Source organism: Streptomyces lomondensis (assembly GCF_014651035.1).
GTDB lineage: Bacteria > Actinomycetota > Actinomycetes > Streptomycetales > Streptomycetaceae > Streptomyces > Streptomyces lomondensis.
Map to the genome: position 1 here is coordinate 592114 of NZ_BMWC01000002.1, position 22022 is coordinate 614135.

The 22022-nt window shown below is 69.0% G+C and carries 27 protein-coding genes; 6 read left to right on the top strand and 21 right to left on the bottom strand.

Annotated elements, in window-relative coordinates:
* Window positions 1–152 precede the first annotated feature (152 nt).
* Entirely contained in the window at window positions 153–1307 is a 1155-nt protein-coding gene (locus IE255_RS10040; protein WP_190049838.1) for a hypothetical protein, read from the top strand.
* Between the two features lie 143 nt (window positions 1308–1450).
* On the opposite strand, the gene IE255_RS10045 is transcribed toward IE255_RS10040, so the two are convergent.
* Complete coding sequence (locus IE255_RS10045) at window positions 1451–1822, bottom strand: holo-ACP synthase (protein WP_190049839.1); 372 nt, start codon at window positions 1820–1822, stop codon at window positions 1451–1453.
* Between the two features lie 74 nt (window positions 1823–1896).
* On the opposite strand from IE255_RS10045, the gene IE255_RS10050 reads away from it, so the two are divergent.
* Window positions 1897–2562 carry an ankyrin repeat domain-containing protein gene (locus IE255_RS10050; protein WP_229906341.1) on the top strand — a complete coding sequence of 222 codons (666 nt, stop codon included), beginning with the start codon at window positions 1897–1899 and terminating at the stop codon, window positions 2560–2562.
* Between the two features lie 51 nt (window positions 2563–2613).
* On the top strand, window positions 2614–3000 hold the full coding sequence (locus tag IE255_RS10055; protein ID WP_190049841.1) for a hypothetical protein: 387 nt from the start codon (window positions 2614–2616) through the stop codon (window positions 2998–3000).
* A gap of 58 nt (window positions 3001–3058) precedes the next feature.
* On the opposite strand, the gene glmS is transcribed toward IE255_RS10055, so the two are convergent.
* From glmS to IE255_RS10070, 3 genes are all read right to left on the bottom strand, one after another.
* The gene (gene glmS / locus IE255_RS10060; RefSeq protein ID WP_190049842.1) at window positions 3059–4906 is read right to left on the bottom strand and encodes a glutamine--fructose-6-phosphate transaminase (isomerizing); all 1848 of its coding nucleotides are present in this window, start codon (window positions 4904–4906) and stop codon (window positions 3059–3061) included.
* 106 nt (window positions 4907–5012) lie between these two features.
* Window positions 5013–5822 (bottom strand): ABC transporter permease, encoded by an 810-nt coding sequence (locus tag IE255_RS10065; RefSeq protein WP_190049843.1) that lies wholly within the window; start codon window positions 5820–5822, stop codon window positions 5013–5015.
* A complete protein-coding gene (locus tag IE255_RS10070) occupies window positions 5819–6826 on the bottom strand; it encodes an ATP-binding cassette domain-containing protein (protein WP_190049844.1) in 1008 nt (335 codons plus the stop codon). The genes IE255_RS10065 and IE255_RS10070 overlap by 4 nt, the downstream gene beginning before the upstream one ends.
* A gap of 191 nt (window positions 6827–7017) precedes the next feature.
* Here IE255_RS10070 and coaA point away from each other — a divergent pair, with 191 nt between their 5' ends.
* Window positions 7018–7986 carry a type I pantothenate kinase gene (gene coaA / locus IE255_RS10075; protein ID WP_190049845.1) on the top strand — a complete coding sequence of 323 codons (969 nt, stop codon included), beginning with the start codon at window positions 7018–7020 and terminating at the stop codon, window positions 7984–7986.
* Between the two features lie 32 nt (window positions 7987–8018).
* On the top strand, window positions 8019–8951 hold the full coding sequence (locus IE255_RS10080) for a DUF389 domain-containing protein (protein ID WP_190049846.1): 933 nt from the start codon (window positions 8019–8021) through the stop codon (window positions 8949–8951).
* 93 nt (window positions 8952–9044) lie between these two features.
* Here IE255_RS10080 and glmM read toward each other — a convergent pair whose 3' ends face one another.
* The 4 genes from glmM to IE255_RS10100 all read right to left on the bottom strand — a co-directional run bounded on the left by glmM (window position 9045) and on the right by IE255_RS10100 (window position 12093).
* Window positions 9045–10403: a phosphoglucosamine mutase gene (gene glmM / locus IE255_RS10085; protein ID WP_190049847.1), complete on the bottom strand. Its 1359-nt coding sequence runs from the start codon at window positions 10401–10403 to the stop codon at window positions 9045–9047.
* A 165-nt stretch (window positions 10404–10568) separates the two neighbouring features.
* On the bottom strand, window positions 10569–11081 hold the full coding sequence (rpsI, locus tag IE255_RS10090) for a 30S ribosomal protein S9 (protein WP_031118774.1): 513 nt from the start codon (window positions 11079–11081) through the stop codon (window positions 10569–10571).
* A 42-nt stretch (window positions 11082–11123) separates the two neighbouring features.
* The gene (gene rplM, locus IE255_RS10095; RefSeq protein ID WP_010036634.1) at window positions 11124–11567 is read right to left on the bottom strand and encodes a 50S ribosomal protein L13; all 444 of its coding nucleotides are present in this window, start codon (window positions 11565–11567) and stop codon (window positions 11124–11126) included.
* A 214-nt stretch (window positions 11568–11781) separates the two neighbouring features.
* Window positions 11782–12093 (bottom strand): hypothetical protein, encoded by a 312-nt coding sequence (locus IE255_RS10100; RefSeq protein WP_190049848.1) that lies wholly within the window; start codon window positions 12091–12093, stop codon window positions 11782–11784.
* 74 nt (window positions 12094–12167) lie between these two features.
* Here IE255_RS10100 and IE255_RS10105 point away from each other — a divergent pair, with 74 nt between their 5' ends.
* Window positions 12168–13037, top strand: a complete 870-nt coding sequence (locus IE255_RS10105) for a hypothetical protein (RefSeq protein ID WP_190049849.1) — start codon at window positions 12168–12170, stop codon at window positions 13035–13037.
* Window positions 13038–13040: 3 nt separating this feature from the next.
* On the opposite strand, the gene truA is transcribed toward IE255_RS10105, so the two are convergent.
* The 13 genes from truA to rpsE form a co-directional block, all read right to left on the bottom strand.
* Window positions 13041–13895 (bottom strand): tRNA pseudouridine(38-40) synthase TruA, encoded by an 855-nt coding sequence (truA, locus tag IE255_RS10110; RefSeq protein ID WP_190049850.1) that lies wholly within the window; start codon window positions 13893–13895, stop codon window positions 13041–13043.
* Between the two features lie 142 nt (window positions 13896–14037).
* Entirely contained in the window at window positions 14038–14547 is a 510-nt protein-coding gene (gene rplQ / locus IE255_RS10115) for a 50S ribosomal protein L17 (protein ID WP_190049851.1), read from the bottom strand.
* A gap of 167 nt (window positions 14548–14714) precedes the next feature.
* Window positions 14715–15737: a DNA-directed RNA polymerase subunit alpha gene (locus tag IE255_RS10120; protein WP_003966937.1), complete on the bottom strand. Its 1023-nt coding sequence runs from the start codon at window positions 15735–15737 to the stop codon at window positions 14715–14717.
* A 158-nt stretch (window positions 15738–15895) separates the two neighbouring features.
* Entirely contained in the window at window positions 15896–16300 is a 405-nt protein-coding gene (gene rpsK / locus IE255_RS10125; RefSeq protein WP_003956432.1) for a 30S ribosomal protein S11, read from the bottom strand.
* 64 nt (window positions 16301–16364) lie between these two features.
* On the bottom strand, window positions 16365–16745 hold the full coding sequence (gene rpsM / locus IE255_RS10130; RefSeq protein ID WP_010036675.1) for a 30S ribosomal protein S13: 381 nt from the start codon (window positions 16743–16745) through the stop codon (window positions 16365–16367).
* A 194-nt stretch (window positions 16746–16939) separates the two neighbouring features.
* Window positions 16940–17053 (bottom strand): 50S ribosomal protein L36, encoded by a 114-nt coding sequence (gene rpmJ, locus IE255_RS10135; RefSeq protein WP_190049852.1) that lies wholly within the window; start codon window positions 17051–17053, stop codon window positions 16940–16942.
* Window positions 17054–17112: 59 nt separating this feature from the next.
* Entirely contained in the window at window positions 17113–17334 is a 222-nt protein-coding gene (infA, locus tag IE255_RS10140) for a translation initiation factor IF-1 (RefSeq protein ID WP_003948620.1), read from the bottom strand.
* 234 nt (window positions 17335–17568) lie between these two features.
* The gene (gene map, locus IE255_RS10145; protein WP_190049853.1) at window positions 17569–18405 is read right to left on the bottom strand and encodes a type I methionyl aminopeptidase; all 837 of its coding nucleotides are present in this window, start codon (window positions 18403–18405) and stop codon (window positions 17569–17571) included.
* Between the two features lie 132 nt (window positions 18406–18537).
* Window positions 18538–19200, bottom strand: a complete 663-nt coding sequence (locus tag IE255_RS10150; RefSeq protein WP_190049854.1) for an adenylate kinase — start codon at window positions 19198–19200, stop codon at window positions 18538–18540.
* A complete protein-coding gene (gene secY / locus IE255_RS10155) occupies window positions 19200–20513 on the bottom strand; it encodes a preprotein translocase subunit SecY (protein ID WP_190049855.1) in 1314 nt (437 codons plus the stop codon). Before secY ends, IE255_RS10150 begins: the two co-directional genes overlap by 1 nt.
* Window positions 20514–20749: 236 nt before the next feature.
* Window positions 20750–21205: a 50S ribosomal protein L15 gene (rplO, locus tag IE255_RS10160; protein ID WP_018564817.1), complete on the bottom strand. Its 456-nt coding sequence runs from the start codon at window positions 21203–21205 to the stop codon at window positions 20750–20752.
* Between the two features lie 2 nt (window positions 21206–21207).
* The gene (gene rpmD / locus IE255_RS10165; protein ID WP_003974250.1) at window positions 21208–21390 is read right to left on the bottom strand and encodes a 50S ribosomal protein L30; all 183 of its coding nucleotides are present in this window, start codon (window positions 21388–21390) and stop codon (window positions 21208–21210) included.
* A 2-nt stretch (window positions 21391–21392) separates the two neighbouring features.
* Window positions 21393–21998: a 30S ribosomal protein S5 gene (gene rpsE, locus IE255_RS10170; RefSeq protein WP_030860989.1), complete on the bottom strand. Its 606-nt coding sequence runs from the start codon at window positions 21996–21998 to the stop codon at window positions 21393–21395.
* Window positions 21999–22022: the final 24 nt, after the last annotated feature.

The following is a 22022-nucleotide window of genomic DNA, read 5'->3' on the forward strand; positions in this document are numbered from 1 at the left end:
GAGTTTCCCGTACGACCGCCGGACCACTCCCCCGTATCCCGCACAACTCCGATCCGTGTCGCATCCATTGACGCTTTGCCGTCCCTTTGCCAGACTCCCGGCGCGCAGAAAGCGCTTGCGCACCCCCCACATTCGACGAAACCGAGGCCTCCATGGGACGCAGAGCCGCATTCCTCGCCGCCGCGGGTGCCACCGCCCTCCTCACCGCCGCCGGCACCATGACCGCCCCCGCCACGGCCGCCCCCACCCGAGCACTGGCCTGCGGAGACGGCTCCTACCAGGCCGAGGCCGTGCAGAGCGGCAGCAACTGGACCGCCCGGCGCGGCGGCAGCACGGTCTACACCGGCACCGACATGCGCGCCGCCGTCCAGGCGGCGGTCAACAGCCTCAGCGCGGGCCGCACATCGAAGGAACGGGTCGTGGTCCGCGGCTCGGGCTCGATCTCGGCGGGCTCGCGCATCTCGCTCCCGAGCTACACCGTCCTCGACGTCTGCGGCACCATCAACGTCACCGGCACCGGCTCGGGCGACCAGGCGCCGGTGTACTCGCGCGGCACGCGTGACGTGGAGGTCCAGAACCTCAAGCTCACCGGCACGCCGCTGTACGGCATCTTCATGCGCAACGTCCAGAACGTCGTGCTCGGCCAGATCGACATGCGACTCTCCCGCGGCCTGGGCATCCGCATCGACAACCGCGGCGACACGAGCCAGTGGACGCGCAACGTCCGCATCGACAACGTCTACGTCTCCGGCGCGTCCAGCCACGCGGTCGAGACGTACGGCGTGGACGGCATCACCATCGGCACGGTGACGGCCCGCAACGTCGGCGAGTCGGGCCTGCTGCTCAACCAGACCATCAACGCCAACGTCACCAAGGTCGACGCGGAGAACGCGGGCACGGGCACCGGCTACGCCGCCTTCCGCATGGCCAACCGCAACGGCCGGGTCGGCAGCGGCTACCCCACCAACATCCGGGTCGGCGAGGTCACAGCCCGCGGTGGCGGACGCGGCGTGTTCTGCGTGTCGGAGAGCGGCGGCGCCGTCATCAACAAGGTGACGCTCTCCAACACCGGCAACAACTCGGTCCTGATCGAGAACTGCTACAACGTCAACCTCGCGGCCCAGAGCGGCACGATCAACGGCGGCGGCGAACTGCGACTGGCCGCCCGCTCGGACTTCCCGAACAACAAGGACATCACCATCCAGAACCTGACGGTCACCAACTCGGCCATCAGGGAGAGCCCCTGCGGCGAGAACACGACGTTCCGCAACATCACGCGGGTGAACAGCAGCCAGACCATCTGCTGACCGGGCCCCACCGCCCCGGAGCCTCCGCCCTCACCGGGCGGAGGCTCCGCCGCCCAGGAGACTCAGCGCCCGCACAGCGTCGCGCTCGACACCCGCGATGTCCCCGAGGACGGCGCCAAGCCTCCAGCCGCGCGGAAAGCCGCTCACCCCTCCGCGATCACCACGGCGGAGGCCACCCCCGCGTCATGGCTCAGGGACACGTGCCAGGACCGCACTCCGAGTTCGGCGGCCCGGGCGGCCACCGTCCCGGTCACCCGCAGCCGGGGCTGCCCGCTGTCCTCGACACACACCTCGGCGTCGGTCCAGAGCAGCCCGGCCGGCGCACCCAGCGCCTTGGCCAGGGCCTCCTTGGCGGCGAACCGCGCGGCCAGCGAGGCGACGCCCCGCCGCTCCCCGCTGGGCAGCAGCAACTCCCGCTCCACGAACAGCCGCTCGGCCAGCGCGGGCGTCCGCTCCAGGGACGCCGCGAACCGATCGATCTCGGCGACGTCGATCCCGACCCCGATGATGCTCATGCCAGCACCCTACGGTCATGCCGGGGCGCCCCCGACGACACCGGGCCCGTTGGCCGCCGCCTAGCATGATCCGCATGGAATGGGACGGCTTCACCGACCGCGGGCGCTACAACGACTGGTACCTGAAGGAGCGGGACCGGTTCGCGGACCTGGCCCGGGACGCCGACTGGGACGGCGTGTTCGGGGAGCTGGTGGAGCATCCCGAGCGGGTCAATCTCGCCCGCCCCGGCAACCGCAGCGGATTCGCGCCGCTGCACCAGGCCGCCTGGCACGGCGCCGGGATCGCGGTCGTCTCCCGGCTGATCGCGCACGGCGCCTGGCGCACCCAGCGCACCCGGGACGGACGGCTCCCGGTGGACATCGCACGGGAGCGGGGCCACACGTATCTGCTGGAACTGCTGGAGCCGGTCGCGGTGCGGCAGCTCCCCGCCCCCGCCGATGCGCTGGAGCGCCACTTCCACGCGATGCTGCGGGAGCGCACCGGCCGCTGCTTCGACGAGATCGAGCACCTCCTGCCACCGCTCGCGCCCCTGACGGAGGGCCTGGACGTGCGGATCTTCTTCCGGGTGGCCGGCATGATGGGCGGCTTCCACTACCGCCTCCACACGGACATCGTGCACGTGCACGGCAGTTCGCGGATGGACGGCGACCACGGGGACTTCTACCAGGTGACCCCCGATGGCTGGACCAAGCTCCCCTACAGCCCCGGACGGCCATGGCCCTGGTCCTACCCGGACTGAACCCCCGATCTCCAACTACCCCTCCCCCTTGTACAGTTCGCGATGATCGCGATGAGCAAACGGCATCGCGCCAAACGGGAGGACGCACAGACCATGAGGTTCAAGTCGCTGGGGACCGCGGCCACGTCGATGGCTCTCTTCGCCACGGCCCTCACCGGCACCGTGGCGACGGCGGGCACCGCCGCAGCCGCTCCGCAGGACTGCAGCAAGGCGATCGTGAACGTGAAGGCCAAGGAGACCGTCAACGTCCGCTCCGCGCCGAAGAAGACGGCCACCGCCCTGGGTATCTGGGGCAAGGGCCAGCGGGGCGGCATCTGCAACGACGGCAAGGCCTACAAGGGCGGCTCGTACACGGCCTGCGGCAAGACCAGCAACATGTGGTACTACGGCGGCGACAAGGTGAACGGCTGGGTCCCGAAGACCTGCATCAACTGGTAGTCACCAGCCGATATCGAGGGCGAACGGCGACCGGCCGTTCGCCCTTTCCGTCGCCGCGCTACTCCACCGTCACCGACTTCGCCAGGTTCCGCGGCTGGTCCACCTCGTTGCCCCGGGCCGTCGCCAGCTCGCACGCGAACACCTGGAGCGGCACCGTGGCCACCAGCGGCTGGAGCAGGGTCGGCGTGGCCGGGATCCGGATCAGATGATCCGCGTAGGGCACGACCGCCTCGTCGCCCTCCTCGGCGATGACGATCGTCCGCGCTCCCCGCGCCCGGATCTCCTGGATGTTGGACACGATCTTGTCGTGCAGCACGGACCGCCCCCGGGGCGAGGGGACGACCACGACCACCGGCAGGTCCTCCTCGATCAGCGCGATCGGCCCGTGCTTCAACTCGCCCGCCGCGAACCCCTCGGCGTGCATGTAAGCCAGCTCCTTGAGCTTCAGCGCGCCCTCCAGCGCCACGGGGTAGCCGACGTGCCGGCCGAGGAACAGCACCGTGTCCTTGGCGGCGAGCGTGCGGGCCAGCTCGCGGACCGGCTCCATCGTCCCCAGCACCTGCTCCACCGCACCGGCGATCGAGGACAGGTCCCGGATCACCGCCCGGATCTCGTCGCCCCACTTGGTGCCCCGCACCTGGCCCAGGTACAGGGCGACCAGGTAGCAGGCGACGAGTTGCGTGAGGAACGCCTTGGTGGAGGCGACCGCCACCTCCGGCCCGGCGTGCGTGTACAGCACCGCGTCCGACTCGCGCGGGATCGTCGAGCCGTTGGTGTTGCAGATCGCCAGGACCTTGGAGCCCTGCTCGCGGGCGTGCCGCAGCGCCATCAGCGTGTCCATGGTCTCGCCGGACTGGGAGATGGCGATGACCAGCGTCTGCGCGTCCAGGATCGGGTCCCGGTAGCGGAACTCGCTCGCCAGCTCCACCTCGCACGGAACGCGCGTCCAGTGCTCGATGGCGTACTTGGCGATCATCGCGGCGTGGAAGGCCGTACCGCACGCGACGATGACGACCTTGTCGATCTCCCGCAGCACCCTCGTGGGGATCCGCACCTCGTCCAGGGTCAGCGAACCGGAGCCGTCGATACGGCCCAGCAGGGTGTCGGCGACCGCCTTGGGCTGCTCGGCGATCTCCTTGAGCATGAAGTAGTCGTAGCCGCCCTTCTCCGCGGCCGAGGCGTCCCAGTCGACGTGGTAGGAGCGGACGTCGGCCGGGCGGCCGTCGAAGCCCGTCACCGTCACGCCGTCCCGGCGCAGCTCCACCACCTGGTCCTGGCCCAGCTCGATCGCGGAGCGCGTGTGGGTGATGAACGCGGCGACGTCCGAGGCGAGGAAGGCCTCGCCCTCGCCGACGCCCACCACCAGCGGCGAGTTCCGCCGGGCGCCCACCACCACGTCCGGCTCGTCGGCGTGCACCGCGACCAGCGTGAACGCGCCCTCCAGCCGCCGACACACCAGCCGCATCGCCTCGGCGAGGTCCGCGCAGGAGGAGAACTCCTCGGCGAGCAGGTGCGCCACGACCTCGGTGTCGGTCTCGGAGGCCAGCTCGTGGCCGCGCTCCGCCAACTCGGCCCGCAGCGCGGCGAAGTTCTCGATGATGCCGTTGTGCACGACGGCGACGCGGCCCGCGTTGTCGATGTGCGGGTGGGCGTTGGCGTCGGTCGGGCCGCCGTGCGTGGCCCACCGGGTGTGCCCGATGCCCGTCGGGCCCGTCGGCAGCGGCCTGCCGTCCAGTTCCTTCTCCAGGTTGAGCAGCTTTCCGGCCTTCTTCGCCGTCGCCAGCCCGCCGTCGGCCAGGACGGCGACGCCCGCCGAGTCGTAGCCCCGGTACTCCAGCCGCTTCAGCCCGGCCATCACGACCTCGAGCGCCGACTGCGGCCCCACGTATCCCACGATTCCACACATGGAACGGCAGCTTAGGGTCGATTCCCGCGCCGAACCGGCCGCAGCGTGCCCGAAATCGGAAATTCCCACCGGGGTAGGAAGCTCGGAAGCGCTGAGCCTCCTGCTCTCAGACCTTCGCCCGATACGCCCTCATCGCCAGCGGATAGAAGACGAGTGCGATTCCCGCCGCCCAGACCAGGGACCACAGCACCGGCTCCGCCACCGGCCCGCCGACCAGCAGCCCGCGGAAGGCGTCGGACAGATGCGTGACCGGGTTGACGTCGCTCCACGCCTGGAGCCAGCCGGGCATGGTGTCGACGACGACGAACGCGCTGCTGGTGAAGGTGATCGGGAAGATGAGCGTGAAGGCGAACGCCTGCACCTTCTCCGCGTCCCCGGCCAGCATCCCGATCAGCACCGCGCTCCAGGACACGGCCGCCGCGAACACCACCAGCAGCAGCGCGCCGAGCAGGAACCCGCCGAATCCGCCGGTGATGCGGAAGCCGAGCGCCAGACCGAGGCCGATCATCAGCAGCATCGCCCACACGTGCTTGGCGAGGTCGGCGGTGATCCGCCCGATCAGCGGGGCGGAGCGGGCGATGGGCAGGCTGCGCAGCCGGTCGAAGACGCCCTTGGTGAGGTCGGTGTTGAGCGCCATCGCCGTGTACACCGTCATGAACAGGGTGTTCTGCACGATGATCCCGGGCAGCGCGTACTTCAGGTACGCGTCGGGCGATCCGGCCATCTGCCCGCCCAGCACATAGGTGAACAGGAACACGAACATGATCGGCGTGATGCTGTAGTCGACCAGTTCGAGCGGGTTGTGCTTGACGGCGACCAGGCTCCGCCAGGCCATCGTGAAGGTCTGCCGCAGCCCGGCGAGGGGCGGCACCCGGCCCGACCCGGTGACCGGCGCCGTGACGGTGGTGGCGGTCATGACCGGCTCACCGCCCTCTCCAGCTCGCCCTCGTCCCGGACGGCCGCGCCGCCGTCCTCCTCGGGCTCGCCCGGTTCGGCCCGGTGGCCGGTCAGGGCGAGGAAGACCTCGTCGAGCGAGGAGCGGCGCAGGGCCAGCTCGCCCACCGCGATGCCCTCCCGGTCCAGCGCGCGCACGACGGCCGGCATCAGCTCGGGGTCCTTCACCGGCGCGGTGACCCTCTCGCCCTCGATCCGGGCCTCCGGGCCGGCGGCCCCGGCCACCAGCGCGTGCGCCCGTACGAGGTCCTGCCCGAGGATCGGCCGGAGTTCCAGGACCTGCCCGCCGACCTGGGCCTTCAGCCGGTCCGGCGTCCCCTCGGCGATCACCCGGCCCTTGTCGATCACCACGATGTCGTCGGCGAGCACATCGGCCTCGTTCAGGTACTGCGTGGTCAGCAGGGCGGTCGCCCCGTCCGCGACCAGGCCGCGCAGCAGGTCCCACAGCTCACCGCGGCTGTGCGGATCCAGGCCGGTGGTCGGCTCGTCGAGAAAGAGGATGCTGGGCCGGCCGACGAGGCTGGCCGCGAGATCCAGCCGCCGCCGCATGCCTCCCGAGTAGGTCTTCACGGCCCGCCCGGCCGCGTCCGTCAGCTGGAAGCGCTCCAGCAGCTCACCCGCCCGCGCCTTGGCCTCCCGCCGCGGCAGCCCCAGCAGCCGGCCGATGAGCAGCAGGTTCTCCGTACCGGTCAGGTTCTCGTCCACCGCCGCGTACTGCCCGGTCAGCCCCACCAGGGAGCGCACCACCCCGGCCTCCCGGACCACGTCGTGCCCGGCGACCCGGGCCCGGCCGCCGTCCGGCCGCAGCAGCGTGGCGAAGATCCGCACCGCGGTCGTCTTCCCCGCGCCGTTGGGACCCAGCAGCCCGAGCACCGTGCCCTTGCGGGCCGCCAGATCGACACCGGCCAGCGCCTGCGTCTCCCGGAACCGTTTGACCAGGCCTTCCGCCTCTATCGCATACGTCATGGTCACCCCTCGGCGTCCGTGGACCCCGGGCCGGGCCCACCCTTCCCACAACTGTGACGCACGCCACTGACATTCCTCCCCTTGGCCGGATTTCTCCCCCGGGGACGGGCCGAAAGCCCGCGTGACGGATCCCACCCCACCGCCCGTTCGTGCGCCCGTCACAATGGACTGTGATCTCTCCGGTCTCCCCGATGCCCCGGAGCGCCCACCGGCCCCGCCCGGAGGCGACTCCCTACGTCGACCTCACCCGAGCCGAGTGGAGCGCGCTGCGCGACAAGACGCCGCTGCCGCTGACGGCCGAGGAGGTCGAGAAGCTGCGCGGCCTCGGCGATGTCATCGACCTCGACGAGGTGCGGGACATCTACCTCCCGCTGTCCCGGCTTCTCAACCTCTACGTCGGGGCCACGGACGGCCTGAGAGGAGCACTCAACACGTTCCTCGGCGAGCAGGGCTCCCAGTCCGGCACCCCGTTCGTCATAGGCGTCGCCGGCTCGGTCGCTGTCGGCAAGTCGACGGTCGCCCGCCTCCTCCAGGCCCTGCTCTCGCGCTGGCCGGAGCACCCGCGGGTCGAGCTGGTCACCACCGACGGCTTCCTGCTGCCCACCAAGGAGCTCCAGGCCCGCGGCCTGATGTCGCGGAAAGGTTTCCCCGAGTCCTACGACCGCCGGGCGCTGACCCGCTTCGTCGCCGACATCAAGGCCGGCAAGGACGAGGTCACCGCCCCCGTCTACTCCCACCTGATCTACGACATCGTCCCCGACGAGAGGCTCACGGTCCGCCGCCCCGACATCCTGATCGTCGAGGGCCTGAACGTCCTCCAGCCCGCCCTGCCCGGCAAGGACGGCCGCACCCGGGTCGGCCTCGCCGACTACTTCGACTTCAGCGTGTACGTCGACGCCCGCGTCGAGGACATCGAGCACTGGTACCTCGCCCGCTTCCGCAAGCTGCGCGCCACCGCCTTCCAGAACCCGTCCTCGTACTTCCGCAAGTACACCCAGGTCTCCGAGGAGGAGGCCCTCGACTACGCCCGGACGATGTGGCGCACGATCAACCGGCCCAACCTGGTCGAGAACATCGCCCCCACCCGCGGCCGCGCCACCCTCGTGCTGCGCAAGGGCCCGGACCACAAGGTGCAGCGGCTGAGCCTGCGCAAGCTGTGACGCCCTGGCGAAAAGCCTGTTAGATGGTCGCCATGCTCCATCTGCGCCTGATCACGCCGTGCGAGAAGACCGACGACGTGGTGCGGCTGATCGAGAAGACGGTCGGCACCACGCACCTCGTCGTGCTGCCGGACAGCGCCCGCGACCCCGCCGGGGACGTGGTGATGTGCGACGTGGCCCGCGAGGCGGGCGACGAACTGCTCACCGGGCTGCGGGAGCTGGGCCTCGACTCCAGCGGTTCCATCGCCGTCGAGTCCATCGACCTGTCCCTGTCCGCGCGCGCCGACAAGGCCGAGGCCGACGCGCCCGGCGAGGGCGCGGACGCGGTCCTGTGGGAGCACCTGAGCGACGCGACCCACGAGGAGTCGACCCTCTCCGTCACCTACCTGGCGTTCATCACGCTCGCCACGATGATCGCGGCCTGCGGTGTGGTCCTGGACAACGCGATCCTGATCGTGGGCGCCATGGCGGTGGGCCCGGAGTTCGGCCCGCTCGCCGGCATCTGCACCGCGATCGTCCAGCGCCGGCCACGCCTGGCCCTGCGCTCCCTGACCGCCCTGCTCGTGGGCTTCGCGGCGGCGATGGCGGTGACGGTCGGCTTCAGCCTCTTCATGGACGCCGTCGGCCTGTTCACCCAGGACCAGTTGAAGGCCGACCGCCCCAACACCGGCTTCATCTACGCCCCCGACTGGTTCTCCTTCGTCGTGGCGGTCCTGGCCGGAATCGCCGGCACCCTCTCCCTGACCTCCGCCAAGTCCGGACTCCTGGTCGGCGTGGCCATCTCCGTCACCACGGTCCCGGCCGCCGCGAACGCCGCGGTGGCCCTGAGCTACGGCGACACGAAACAGACCTGGGGCTCCACGGAGCAACTCCTGCTGAACCTGCTGGGCATCATCCTGGCGGGCACGGCAACGCTGGCGGCCCAGAAGTGGTTCTGGTCCAGACAGCGCAAGAACACGCCCTGAAGGGCAGCTCCCCAGGGGCGCGGGGAACTGCGCGACAAGCCACGAAGCACCCGCAGCCCGCCCACAACAGAACCCCCGCCCCCTGCCCGGTCATCAACCAAGCGCGGACTTCACCACATCGGCCAGCCGCCCCGCCACAGACCGAGCCTGCTCGATATCCGCCGCCTCCACCATCACCCGAACCAACGGCTCGGTCCCGGACGGCCGAAGCAACACCCGCCCCGTAACACCCAGCTCCCGTTCCGCGTCAGCGACGGCACTCGCGAGCTCCGCGGACGTCTTCACCCGCGACCTGTCCACGTCCGGCACATTGATCAGCACCTGCGGCAGCCGCTCCATGACCGAGGCCAGCTCCCGCAGCGGACGCCCGCTCCCGGCCACCCGAGCCGCCAGCAGCAGCCCGGTCAGCGTCCCGTCGCCGGTCGTCGCATGGTCGAGGACGATCACGTGCCCGGACTGCTCGCCCCCGAGGGCGAACCCGTGCTCCTTCATCTCCTCCAGCACGTACCGGTCACCCACGGCCGTCTGCACCAGCCGGATGCCCTCCCGCTCCATGGCCAGCTTGAAGCCCAGGTTGGACATCACCGTCGCCACGACCGTGTCGGACCGCAGCGCGGACTGCTCCCGCATCGCCAGCGCGAGCACGGCGAGGATCTGGTCCCCGTCCACCTCCTCACCGGTGTGGTCCACGGCGAGGCACCGGTCGGCGTCGCCGTCGTGCGCGATGCCGAGGTCGGCCCCGTGCTCGACGACGGCGGCCTTGAGCAGGTCCAGGTGCGTCGAACCGCACCCGTCGTTGATGTTGAGCCCGTCCGGCTCGGTCCCGATCGTGACGACCTCGGCCCCGGCCCGCTGGAACGCCTCCGGCGAGACCCGGGCGGCCGCGCCGTGCGCCTCGTCGAGGACGACCTTCAGCCCCTCCAGCCGGTTCGGCAGGACACCCAGCAGATGCGCGACGTACCGGTCGAAGCCCTCGCCGTACTCGCGCACGCGGCCCACCCCGGCGCCGGTCGGCCGGTCCCACGGGGCGCCGGTGCGGTGCTCCTCGTAGACGGACTCGATCCGGTCCTCCAGCTCGTCGGCGAGTTTGTGCCCGCCGCGGGCGAAGAACTTGATGCCGTTGTCGGGCATGGCGTTGTGGCTCGCGGAGAGCATCACGCCGAGGTCGGCGCCGAGCGACCCGGTCAGGAACGCCACCGCGGGCGTCGGCAGCACGCCGACCCGCAGGACGTCCACACCGGCGCTGGCGAGGCCCGCGACCACGGCGGCCTCCAGGAACTCTCCGGACGCGCGGGGGTCCCGCCCGACGATCGCGGTGGGCCGGTGTCCCTCGAACGTGCCCGCCTCGGCCAGTACGTGCGCCGCGGCCACGGAGAGGCCCAGGGCCATCTCCGCCGTCAGATCCGCGTTGGCGACACCGCGCACGCCGTCCGTGCCGAAGAGTCGTCCCACTGTGCTGTCCTCCGAATTGCTGAAGAGAATGCGGCTCACATCCCCTGAGTACATCCCTGAGACTGTCCGGGGGCGGTAGGGGTTGTGTAAACGAACCGCCCCGGCAGCACGTCCGTGCCGCCGGGGCGATCGTTGCGAAGCCAGTCGCCAGGACAGGCGACTCGATTAGCGCTTGCTGTACTGCGGGGCCTTGCGGGCCTTCTTCAGACCGGCCTTCTTGCGCTCGACCGCACGGTCGTCGCGGCGGAGGAACCCGGCCTTCTTCAGCGGGCCGCGGTTGTTGTCGACGTCCGCCTCGTTCAGCGCGCGGGCGACACCGAGACGGAGCGCACCGGCCTGACCGGAGACACCGCCACCGGCGATGCGGGCGACGACGTCGTAGCGGCCCTCGAGCTCGAGCACCTTGAAGGGCTCGTTGACTTCCTGCTGGTGCACCTTGTTCGGGAAGTAGTCCTCGAGGGTGCGACCGTTGATCTTCCACTTGCCGGTGCCCGGGACGATCCGGACGCGGGCGATGGCGTTCTTGCGACGGCCCAGGCCGGCGGCCGGCTGGGGCTCGCCGAAGCGGGAGGCCATGGACTCCGAGGTGTACTCACCCTCGACGGGGACCTCGGACTCGGTGGTGTAGCTGTCGATGTCAAGCTCTTCGAGCGGCTGCTCGGCAGTGGTCTCGGCCACGATTCTCCTCAGATTCTCTTCAGTCTTAGGGGGTGGCCGGACTTACTGCGCGACCTGGGTGATCTCGTACGGCTGCGGCTGCTGCGCGCCGTGCGGGTGCTGGTCACCCTTGTAGACCTTCAGCTTCGAGAGCATCTGACGGCCCAGAGTGTTCTTGGGGAGCATGCCCTTGACGGCCTTCTCGATGGCCTTCTCGGGGTTCTTGTCGAGCAGCTCGTCGTAGCGGACGGAGCGCAGACCACCCGGGTAGCCGGAGTGGCGGTACGCCATCTTCTGGGTCCGCTTGTTGCCGGACAGGTGCACCTTGTCGGCGTTGATGATGATGACGAAGTCACCAGCGTCGACGTGCGGCGCGTAGATCGGCTTGTGCTTGCCCCGGAGAAGGGTCGCTGCGGTGGTGGCGAGACGGCCCAGGACGACGTCCTGAGCGTCAATGACGTGCCACTGGCGCGTCACATCGCCGGGCTTGGGGCTGTACGTACGCACGGTTCGTAGCCTTCGCTTCGAGTGAATGGTCCTGAACAGGTCACCGAAACGATCACGACAGCCTTGACCGCACTGCGGTGACGCAAACCGCGTGCTGGTCGCTGGTCATCGGCCCGGTGGACCGGTGTAAGGGCCCGTCCCGTGAGAATGAGCAAGCCAATACACAACGAACAAGCAGAATACCGGGGCTGTGGACAAGGGTCAAAACGCGGGATCACCGCCGACGACCGGTCACGGGCAGACACAGGACGGCACACACAGTGACGACTCTCCACAGCGTCCGCCGCCGCACCGGCCGGACGTACGGGACCACCGACGACAGCACCACGTCGACGCACACCCCGGCACCCCACCGCAGCACGGAACCGCCACCGCGCGGACGGCGGGACGCGCGCACCACCCCGACCAGCAGCGACGGCCACACCCCGGCCTGGAGCGGCAGCCAGGCCAGCAGGCACGCCAGCAGCACCACAGCCGGCAGCAGTCGCCCCAACCACCCGCAGATGTCGCTTTTGCCCGTCGTCATGGGAGGAACGCTAGGGGCTCCGGGGTCGCTCGGCGCGGACCAGCACACCCCATGTCCCGTCTAAGATGCGCCCCATGAGCTTTGGGCAGGGGGGACCTCAGTCCCAGTGGGATCCCTGGAAACCGCAGTCGCAGCAGCCGTGGAACAGCGGCGGCGGCCAGTCTCCGGACTGGGCCGCGCTCGCCGAGGCGTCCGAGGCCCGTAACAAACGACGCCGGCTGCTACTGGTCGGCGGCGGCGCGCTCGCCACCGTCGCGATCGGTGCCGCCGTCGCCGTGGCCGTGGTGTCGGCGGGCGGCGACAACCAGGCCAACAACCCGGCCTCCCTGCCCTCCGCGGACATCCCGAGCGGCTCCGCCTCGGCCCCGTCGTTCGCCCCGACCAGCGCCCCGCCCCCGCTGAACCCGAAGGACTTCATCTCCAGCGCGAAGAAGGACAAGGCCCCGCTCAGCCCGGAAACCCTCTTCTCCGGCACCCAGCTGACGTGGAACGAGAGGGCGTTCAAGAAGGGCCCCACGGCCGACACGAGGAGCTGCGCCACGGCGGCGGGCGGCACGCTCCCCAAGATCCTCACCGAGAACGACTGCACCCGCCTGATACGCGTGACCTACACCACGGACGGCATCGCGGTGACGGTCGGCGTGGCGGTCTTCGACACCGAGGCCCAGGCCCTCAAGGCCAAGACCCAGACCAACAAGAAGAGCTTCGTCAAGTCGCTCTCCGGCGGCGGTGTGAAGTCCTTCTGCGACGCCGGGTTCTGCCGCACGACGAGCAACTCCTACGGCCGCTACGCCTACTTCACCAACGCCGGCTTCCTCAACGGCAAGGACGTGACGCCGAAGGACACCGAGGTGTTCGCCGTGGGCGACGACCTCCAGGACTTCACGTTCGACCGGATCCGCCTGCGCGGCGAGGCCCAGGCGTCGGCCGCGGCCGAACAGTAGGCGTCAGCAGCACCCCGCCGACGGCAGCGACCGCTTGTTCCGCGCCTCCTTGTTGCGCGCGGCGAGCAGCTCGTCGGCCGGGTAGCCGACCTCCTCCAGCGTCAGGCCGTGCGGCCGTACGACGTGCACCGCGGAGTCCCGTACGCCGGCCGCCAACACCTTCCGGGGCCAGTCCGGGGGCCGGTGCCCGTCCCCCACGAACAGCAGCGCCCCGATGAGCGAGCGCACCATGTTGTGGCAGAAGGCGTCGGCCCGCACGGTCGCGGTGATGATCCCGTCGTCGCCCTTGACGAGACTCAGCTCCTGGAGCGTCCGGATCGTCGTCGCGCCCTCCCGCTTCTTGCAGTAGGCGGCGAAGTCGTGCTCCCCGAGCAGCCCCCGCGCCGCCTCGTTCATGGCGTCGACGTCCAGGGGCCAGTCGTGCCACAGCACATGGCTGCGCAGCAGCGGGTCGACGCCCCCGGGGTTGTCGGTGACCCGGTACGCGTACCGTCTCCAGACCGCCGAGAAGCGCGCGTTGAAGCCGCTGGGCGCCTCCCTGAGGGCCCAGACCCGCACGTCCCGGGGCAGCCGCCCGGCGAGCCGCTTCAGCAGCTTCTGGTGGTGCTCGGCCCACACCTCACGCGGCAGATCCACATGCGCGACCTGCCCCCGGGCGTGCACCCCGGCATCGGTACGCCCCGCCACGGTCAGCTCGTACGTCTCCCGCGACCGCGTCACGGTCCGCAGGGCGTCCTCGATCTCCCCCTGCACGGTCCGCCGCCCCCCGGCCTGCTTGGCCCACCCGGAGAACTCACTCCCGTCATACGACAGATCGAGCCGGACACGGACGTACCCGGGTGCCACTTCATCACTCACGTACAGATCCTCTCAGAACACAAAAGCGGGCCCGTCCCTCGAAAGGAACGGACCCGCCAACGCCCTCCGAAGGGGCGCGGGGAACTGCGCGACAAGCCACCACGAACCCGCAGCCGCAAGCGCACAGCCCCCGGCAGAACGCTTACGCGTCCTTCGACTCCTCGGCGCCAGCCTCATCGGCCTCGACGCCCTCGTCGGACTTGGCCTCGACGGCCTCGTCCTTCTTCAGCGCGTCTTCCTTGACCGCACGCTTGGTCGCGGCCTCGGCCTCGCCGGTCGCCTCCTGCGCCACCGTCAGACCCTCGACCAGCTCGATGACAGCCATGGGCGCGTTGTCGCCACGGCGGTTACCGATCTTGGTGATACGGGTGTAGCCACCCGGACGGTTCTCGTAGCGCGGGCCGATCTCGGTGAAGAGCGTGTGGACGATGCTCTTGTCCGTGATGACCTGGAGCACCTGACGGCGGTTGTGAAGGTCGCCCTTCTTCGCCTTGGTGACCAGACGCTCGGCGTACGGCCGCAGCTTGCGGGCCTTCGCCTCGGTGGTGGTGATACGACCGTGCTCGAACAGCGACTTCGCGAGGTTCGCGAGCATCAGCTTCTCGTGCGCGGCGCTGCCGCCCATACGGGCACCCTTGGTGGGCTTCGGCATGGTGTTTCTCCTAGGTGTCTGCCCCGGCCGTATCAGGTACCGGGGTCAGTATCCGAGCGAGCGGTTGCCCGTCGGAGATCCGGGGTGCGCCCCGGAAGGGGCGCGGGGAACTGCGCGATCAAGCACAGCGCACCCGCACCCGAGTACGGACCGGAAGGCCCGAGCTCTCAGTACTGCTCGGTCTCGACGAACCCGGCATCCGCGTCGTCGTCCGCGCCGAACGCGTCCGCCGCAGCGGTGGGGTCGAACCCGGGAGGCGAGTCCTTGAGCGCCAGGCCCATACCCGCCAGCTTCGCCTTGACCTCGTCGATCGACTTCGCACCGAAGTTGCGAATGTCGAGCAGGTCCGCCTCGGAACGAGCCACGAGCTCACCCACAGAGTGGATGCCCTCACGCTTGAGGCAGTTGTACGACCGAACGGTGAGCTCCAGCTCCTCGATCGGCAGCGCCAGATCGGCGGCGAGGGCGGCGTCCGTCGGGGACGGGCCCATGTCGATGCCCTCGGCGTCGATGTTCAGCTCGCGGGCGAGACCGAACAGCTCGACCAGGGTCTTACCGGCGGACGCCATGGCGTCACGCGGCCGCATGGCCTGCTTCGTCTCGACGTCGACGATCAGCTTGTCGAAGTCGGTCCGCTGCTCGACACGCGTGGCCTCGACCTTGTAGGTGACCTTGAGGACCGGCGAGTAGATCGAGTCGACCGGGATCCGGCCGATCTCCTGGCCGACCTGCTTGTTCTGCACGGCGGAGACGTAACCGCGGCCACGCTCGACCGTCAGCTCCATCTCCAGCTTGCCCTTGCCGTTGAGCGTGGCGAGGACGAGGTCGGGGTTGTGCACCTCGACACCGGCCGGCGGCGCGATGTCGGCGGCGGTGACCAGACCCGGGCCCTGCTTGCGCAGGTACATCACCACGGGCTCGTCGTGCTCGGACGACACGACCAGCTGCTTGATGTTGAGGATCAGGTCGGTGACGTCCTCCTTGACGCCCGGCACGGTGGTGAACTCGTGCAGCACGCCGTCGATGCGGATGGACGTGACCGCCGCACCCGGGATCGAGGAGAGGAGGGTCCGGCGCAGGGAGTTGCCGAGGGTGTAGCCGAAGCCCGGCTCCAGCGGCTCGATCACGAACCGGGAGCGGAACTCGTCGACGACCTCTTCGGTCAACGAGGGACGCTGAGCGATCAGCATGTGTGGATCAGATCCTTCAGTCGGGGGCGCCCGCTATTTGACGCCCGACTTGAACCGTCCCCGACAGAAAGGGACGGGTACTGCAAGGGTACGGGCGATACGGCCCTTTTACGGAGCCGTACCGCCCGAAACCTCAGTCTGCGTGAAGGAGCCTCGCGTCAGACGCGGCGACGCTTCGGCGGACGGCAGCCGTTGTGCGGGGTCGGCGTGACGTCCTGGATGGAGCCGACCTCGAGGCCCGTGGCCTGGAGGGAGCGGATCGCGGTCTCACGACCGGAACCCGGGCCCTTCACGAACACGTCGACCTTGCGCATGCCGTGCTCCTGGGCGCGGCGGGCGGCCGACTCGGCGGCCATCTGCGCGGCGAACGGCGTGGACTTCCGGGAGCCCTTGAAGCCGACGTGGCCGGCGGAGGCCCAGGAGATCACGTTGCCGGACGGGTCCGTGATCGAGACGATCGTGTTGTTGAACGTGCTCTTGATGTGCGCGTGGCCGTGAGCGACGTTCTTCTTTTCCTTGCGGCGCACCTTCTTGGCAGCGCCCTGACGTCCCTTGGGGGGCATCTATAACTCCTACGGGAGGTGGTCGGTCCTGCAGCGAAGACCGCTGACGAGCGTCCGCTGAGGACTACTTCTTGCCCGGCTTCTTCTTGCCGGCGATGGCGCGACGCGGGCCCTTGCGGGTGCGGGCGTTGGTGCTGGTGCGCTGACCGCGGACGGGCAGACCGCGACGGTGACGCAGACCCTGGTAGGTACCGATCTCGACCTTGCGGCGGATGTCGGCCTGGATCTCGCGACGGAGGTCACCCTCGGTCTTGATGTTGTTGTCGACGTACTCGCGGATCGCGACGAGCTGCTCCTCGGAGAGGTCGCGAACGCGGGTGTTCGGGTCGACGCCGGTGGCGGCCAGCGTCTGCTGCGAGAGGGTCCGGCCGATGCCGAACACGTAGGTGAGGGCGATCTCCACGCGCTTGTCGCGCGGGATGTCAACACCGGAAACGCGTGCCATTCAATGGCTCCAGTTGCTTGTCGGAGGTCTTCCGCAGAACCGACTCCCAGCCGCCGTACCAGGTACGAACTGGGTCCCCGGCCTCCGAACCGGGGGTGTCAGGCGAACAGCCATTCGCCTGGATCCTGCGTATGAACATATTCAGCTTGCGTCGCGCGAAACTCTGCGAGGGATGCAGAGGGATCGGCCGTACGTCAGCCCTGGCGCTGCTTGTGGCGCGGGTTGTCGCAGATGACCATGATCCGGCCGTGACGGCGGATCACCCTGCACTTGTCGCAGATCTTCTTGACGCTCGGCTTGACCTTCATGGGTGTGAGGTTCTCCGGGTCAGTGCCACCACCCCGGGAAGCCGGGGCACAGGCAAGATCTACTTGTAGCGGTAGACGATCCGGCCACGCGTCAGGTCGTACGGAGACAGCTCCACCACGACCCGGTCGTCAGGGAGGATGCGGATGTAGTGCATACGCATCTTGCCGCTGATGTGTGCCAGGACCTGGTGGCCGTTCTGGAGCTCGACCTTGAACATGGCGTTCGGAAGAGACTCGACGACAGTGCCCTCGATCTCGATGGCACCTTGCTTCTTGGCCACGCTTCGCCCTTCGAATCGACTACCTTGATCGGCCCAGTGCGAGCGCACGCAGACATGCGGATGCACAAGAGCCGACGAGTCAGTCTACGTCAGGGCCCTCGGAAACACGAATCGAGAGAGTCTGCCCGTACCGAGAGAGCTTTAAGCGCGCCCCGAAGGGGCGCGGGGAACTGCGCGACAGCCCCCACGCGCCCGCAGCCGCCGGCCGGCAGGGCCACCCTTCCCGGAAGGCGCTCAGCCGAGGGGATCCGGCGCCGCGACGATCCCCAGCTCCGCGAGCTTCGCCTTCCCCCCGTCGGGAGACGTCAGCACCAACGGCCCCTCCTCCGTCAACGCGACGGAGTGCTCCCAGTGCGACGACCACGTACCGTCCGTCGTGACGACCGTCCAGTCGTCCTGGAGGACCTCCGTCTTGGGCGTGCCCAGCGACACCATGGGCTCGATGGCGAGGCAGAACCCGGGGACCAGCTTGGGCCCCTTCCCGCGCCGCCGGTCGACGTAGTTCAGCAGGTGCGGGTCCATGTGCATCTCGGTGCCGATGCCGTGACCGCCGTAGTCCTCGATGATCCCGTACCGGCCGCCGCCCGGCTTGGGCTGGCGGCGGATGTATGTCTCGATGGCCCGGGAGACGTCGACCAGGCGGTTGCCCTGCTTCATGGCCGCGATGCCGGCCCACATCGACTCCTCGGTCACCCGGGAGAGCTCGACCAGCTCCGGAGCGTGACCGGATCCCACGAAGGCCGTGTAGGCGGCGTCGCCGTGCCAGCCGTCGATGATCGCGCCGCAGTCGATGGAGATGATGTCCCCGTCCTTGAGGACGACGTCGTCGGACGGGATGCCGTGCACGACGACCTCGTTCACGGACGTGCAGATCGTCGCCGGGAAGCCGCCGTAGCCGAGGAAGTTCGGCTTGGCGTTGTGCTCGGCGAGCACCTTGCGGGCGACCTGGTCCAGATCCTTCGTCGTGGCTCCCGGCACGGCGGCCTCGCGGGTCGCCGCGTGGATGGCGGCGACGACCAGCCCCGCCTCACGCATCTTGGCGATCTGCTCAGGGGTCTTGATCTGCACCATGGGGGCTACGGCCTTTCTGGACCTTCGGCGACAACGAACGCCTTCAACGATACGGGGCCGTGCGGCCGGCCCCGCCCACACAGCAGCCGCGGCTCCCCGAGGGGAACCGCGGCCGTAGCTGCGTACGAACGACTACTTGTCGCCCTCGCCACGCTTGAGCGCCTCCATGGCGCGCGTCGTGACGTCCTCCACCTTGCCGAGCGCCGAGATCGTGACCACCAGGCCCTGCGCCTTGTAGTAGTCGATGATCGGCTCGGTCTGCGTGTGGTAGACCTCCAGCCGCTTGCGGACGGTCTCCTCGGAGTCGTCGCCCCGCTGGTAGAGCTCGCCGCCGCAGACGTCGCAGACGCCCTCCTTGGCCGGCGGCTTGTACGTCACGTGGAAGACGTGCGCCGACTCGTTGCGGCAGACGCGGCGGCCGGCGATCCGCTTGACCACCTCGTCCTCGGGGACCTCCAGGTCCAGCACCGCGTCGAGCTGCATGCTCTCGGTCTCCAGCAGCTCGTCCAGCGCCTCGGCCTGCGAGACGTTGCGCGGGAAGCCGTCCAGCAGGAAGCCGTTCTCGGCGTCCGGCTGCTCCATGCGGTCCTTCGCCATCGCGATGGTGACCTCGTCGGGCACGAGGTTGCCCGCGTCGATGTAGGACTTCGCCAGTTTGCCGAGTTCCGTCTGCTGGCTGATGTTGGCCCGGAACAGGTCGCCCGTGGAGATGTGCGGGATCGACAGGTTCTGAGCCAGGAACGCGGCCTGCGTTCCCTTACCGGCGCCCGGCGGCCCGACGAGGACGATTCGCATCAGCGGAGGAACCCTTCGTAATTGCGCTGCTGGAGCTGGCTCTCGATCTGCTTCACCGTCTCCAGGCCGACACCCACGATGATCAGGATGCTGGTCCCACCGAACGGGAAGTTCTGGTTTGCCCCGAAACCAACCAACGCCATCGTCGGTACGAGAGCGATCAGACCCAAGTACAGCGAACCCGGCCAGGTGATCCGGTTGAGTACGTAGCTCAGGTACTCAGCGGTCGGTCGGCCAGCCCGGATGCCCGGGATGAAGCCACCATACTTCTTCATGTTGTCGGCGACTTCCTCGGGGTTGAAGGAGATCGCAACGTAGAAGAACGCGAAGAAAACGATCAGCAGGAAGTACGTGGCGATGTAATACGGGTGGTCGCCCTTGACGAAGTGTTGCTCGATCCAGGTCTTCCAGCCAGAGGTGCCTCCGGCGAACTGGGCGATCAGCGCCGGGATGTAGAGCAGCGACGAGGCGAAGATGACGGGGATCACACCCGCCTGGTTCACCTTCAGCGGGATGTAGGTGGACGTACCGCCGTAGGAGCGGCGGCCGATCATGCGCTTGGCGTACTGCACCGGGATACGGCGCTGGGCCTGCTCGACGAAGACCACCAGGCCGACCATGACGAGGCCGACCGCGATGACGGTGCCGAACTCGATCCAGCCGTCGGCCAGCGAGCCCTGCTCCTTGATCGCCCACAGGGCGGACGGGAAGGTGGCGGCGATCGAGATGAACATCAGGATCGACATGCCGTTGCCGATGCCGCGGTCGGTGATGAGCTCACCGAGCCACATCACGGCCGCCGTGCCGGCGGTCATGGTGATGACCATGGTGATGGTGACGAAGATCGACTGGTCCGGGACGATCTGGCTGGCCACCGGGCAGCCCTGGAACAGAGCGCCGCTGCGGGCGGTGGCGACGAGGCCGGTGCCCTGGAGGATGGCGAGGGCGATCGTCAGGTAACGGGTGTACTGCGTGATCTTCGCCGTACCGGCCTGGCCCTCCTTCTTCAGGGCTTCCAGGCGCGGGATCACCACGGTCAGCAGTTGGAGGATGATGCTCGCCGTGATGTACGGCATGATGCCCAGCGCGAAGATCGTGATCTGGAGCAGCGCGCCGCCACTGAACATGTTGACCAGACCGAACAGGCCCTGGTTGGCCTGGGCAGCGTCGATACAGGTCTGGACGTTCCGGTAGTCGACGCCCGGGATCGGGATGTGCGTACCGATCCGGTAGACCACGATGATGAAGAGCGTGAAGAGCAGCTTCTTGCGCAGGTCGGGCGTCTTGAACGCCCGGGCGAACGCGGTGAGCACGGTGCCTCCTGCGACCCCCGCGCAACTGCGTCAAGGGTGACGGTCTTGAGGTTCGACGAATAAGTAACGGTCAACTGCCGCTCAGAGTGCCCGAAGTGCAGCACCCTGTGAAAAGTGGGCAGTGCAGGCCACCTTACCGGCGAGACTGCCGCCCTAGGAACGACCAACCGGGGATACCCCATTTGTGGGGTATCCCCGGTCGGGATCGCTCAGGTCATCCGAGACGCCTGTGGAGTTCAGACGAGCTCGGTGACAGAACCGCCGGCGGCGGTGATCTTCTCCTTGGCGGAGCCGGAGACGGCGTCGACCGTCACCTGCAGCGCCACGGAGACCTCGCCCTGGCCGAGCACCTTGACGAGGCTGTTCTTGCGAACGGCACCCTTGGCGACCAGGTCCTCGACCGTGACCTCCCCACCCTCGGGGTAGAGGGCGGCGAGCTTGTCCAGGTTCACGACCTGGTACTCGGTCTTGAACGGGTTCTTGAAGCCCTTCAGCTTCGGGAGGCGCATGTGGAGGGGCATCTGCCCACCCTCGAAGCGCTCCGGAACCTGGTAGCGGGCCTTGGTGCCCTTGGTACCACGACCGGCCGTCTTACCCTTCGACGCCTCACCACGACCGACACGGGTCTTGGCGGTCTTGGCGCCCGGGGCGGGACGGAGGTTGTGGATCTTGAGCGGGTTCTGCTCCGCCATGATCAGTCGACCTCCTCGACCGTCACGAGGTGGCGGACGGTGTGCACCATGCCGCGGAACTCGGGGCGGTCCTCCTTGACGACCTGCGTGTTGATCCCCTTGAGACCAAGGGAGCGCAGGGTGTCACGGTGGTTCTGCTTGCTGCCGATGTAGGACTTGACCTGCGTGATCTTGAGCTGCGCCATGATCACACACCCGCCCCGGCACGCGCACGGAGAAGAGCCGCGGGGGCGACGTCCTCAAGGGGCAGACCACGGCGGGCCGCGATCTCCTCGGGACGCTGCAGGCCCTTCAGGGCCGCCACGGTCGCGTGCACGATGTTGATGGCGTTGTCGGAGCCGAGCGACTTCGACAGCACGTCGTGGATACCGGCGCACTCGAGCACGGCACGCACCGGACCACCGGCGATCACACCGGTACCCGGGGACGCGGGCTTGAGCAGCACGACGCCGGCAGCCTTCTCACCCTGGATGGGGTGCGGGATGGTGCCCTGGATCCGGGGGACCTTGAAGAAGTGCTTCTTGGCCTCCTCAACGCCCTTGGCGATGGCGGCCGGCACCTCCTTGGCCTTGCCGTATCCGACACCCACGGTGCCGTCACCGTCGCCCACCACGACCAGCGCGGTGAAGCTGAAGCGACGACCACCCTTCACAACCTTGGCGACGCGGTTGATCGCGACGACGCGCTCAACGTACGCGGTCTTCTCGGCGGCAGCAGCGCCGCCGTCACGGCCCTTCCGGTCCCGCCGCTCGCCGCCACCGGCACCGCCACCGCGGCGCTGGGGTCCAGCCATTGGAATTACCTCTCTCTGTTTCCG

What these genes read in the sequence shown, in the direction of transcription:
- IE255_RS10040 (WP_190049838.1), top strand. Translation starts at nt 153, where the DNA reads ATGGGACGCAGAGCCGCATTCCTCGCCGCCGCGGGTGCCACCGCCCTC.
- IE255_RS10045 (WP_190049839.1), bottom strand. Translation starts at nt 1,822, where the DNA reads ATGAGCATCATCGGGGTCGGGATCGACGTCGCCGAGATCGATCGGTTC.
- IE255_RS10050 (WP_229906341.1), top strand. Translation starts at nt 1,897, where the DNA reads ATGGAATGGGACGGCTTCACCGACCGCGGGCGCTACAACGACTGGTAC.
- IE255_RS10055 (WP_190049841.1), top strand. Translation starts at nt 2,614, where the DNA reads ATGAGCAAACGGCATCGCGCCAAACGGGAGGACGCACAGACCATGAGG.
- glmS (WP_190049842.1), bottom strand. Translation starts at nt 4,906, where the DNA reads ATGTGTGGAATCGTGGGATACGTGGGGCCGCAGTCGGCGCTCGAGGTC.
- IE255_RS10065 (WP_190049843.1), bottom strand. Translation starts at nt 5,822, where the DNA reads ATGACCGCCACCACCGTCACGGCGCCGGTCACCGGGTCGGGCCGGGTG.
- IE255_RS10070 (WP_190049844.1), bottom strand. Translation starts at nt 6,826, where the DNA reads ATGACGTATGCGATAGAGGCGGAAGGCCTGGTCAAACGGTTCCGGGAG.
- coaA (WP_190049845.1), top strand. Translation starts at nt 7,018, where the DNA reads ATGCCCCGGAGCGCCCACCGGCCCCGCCCGGAGGCGACTCCCTACGTC.
- IE255_RS10080 (WP_190049846.1), top strand. Translation starts at nt 8,019, where the DNA reads ATGCTCCATCTGCGCCTGATCACGCCGTGCGAGAAGACCGACGACGTG.
- IE255_RS10100 (WP_190049848.1), bottom strand. Translation starts at nt 12,093, where the DNA reads ATGACGACGGGCAAAAGCGACATCTGCGGGTGGTTGGGGCGACTGCTG.
- IE255_RS10105 (WP_190049849.1), top strand. Translation starts at nt 12,168, where the DNA reads ATGAGCTTTGGGCAGGGGGGACCTCAGTCCCAGTGGGATCCCTGGAAA.
- rplQ (WP_190049851.1), bottom strand. Translation starts at nt 14,547, where the DNA reads ATGCCGAAGCCCACCAAGGGTGCCCGTATGGGCGGCAGCGCCGCGCAC.
- IE255_RS10120 (WP_003966937.1), bottom strand. Translation starts at nt 15,737, where the DNA reads ATGCTGATCGCTCAGCGTCCCTCGTTGACCGAAGAGGTCGTCGACGAG.
- rpsK (WP_003956432.1), bottom strand. Translation starts at nt 16,300, where the DNA reads ATGCCCCCCAAGGGACGTCAGGGCGCTGCCAAGAAGGTGCGCCGCAAG.
- rpsM (WP_010036675.1), bottom strand. Translation starts at nt 16,745, where the DNA reads ATGGCACGCGTTTCCGGTGTTGACATCCCGCGCGACAAGCGCGTGGAG.
- rpmJ (WP_190049852.1), bottom strand. Translation starts at nt 17,053, where the DNA reads ATGAAGGTCAAGCCGAGCGTCAAGAAGATCTGCGACAAGTGCAGGGTG.
- map (WP_190049853.1), bottom strand. Translation starts at nt 18,405, where the DNA reads ATGGTGCAGATCAAGACCCCTGAGCAGATCGCCAAGATGCGTGAGGCG.
- IE255_RS10150 (WP_190049854.1), bottom strand. Translation starts at nt 19,200, where the DNA reads ATGCGAATCGTCCTCGTCGGGCCGCCGGGCGCCGGTAAGGGAACGCAG.
- rplO (WP_018564817.1), bottom strand. Translation starts at nt 21,205, where the DNA reads ATGGCGGAGCAGAACCCGCTCAAGATCCACAACCTCCGTCCCGCCCCG.
- rpmD (WP_003974250.1), bottom strand. Translation starts at nt 21,390, where the DNA reads ATGGCGCAGCTCAAGATCACGCAGGTCAAGTCCTACATCGGCAGCAAG.
- rpsE (WP_030860989.1), bottom strand. Translation starts at nt 21,998, where the DNA reads ATGGCTGGACCCCAGCGCCGCGGTGGCGGTGCCGGTGGCGGCGAGCGG.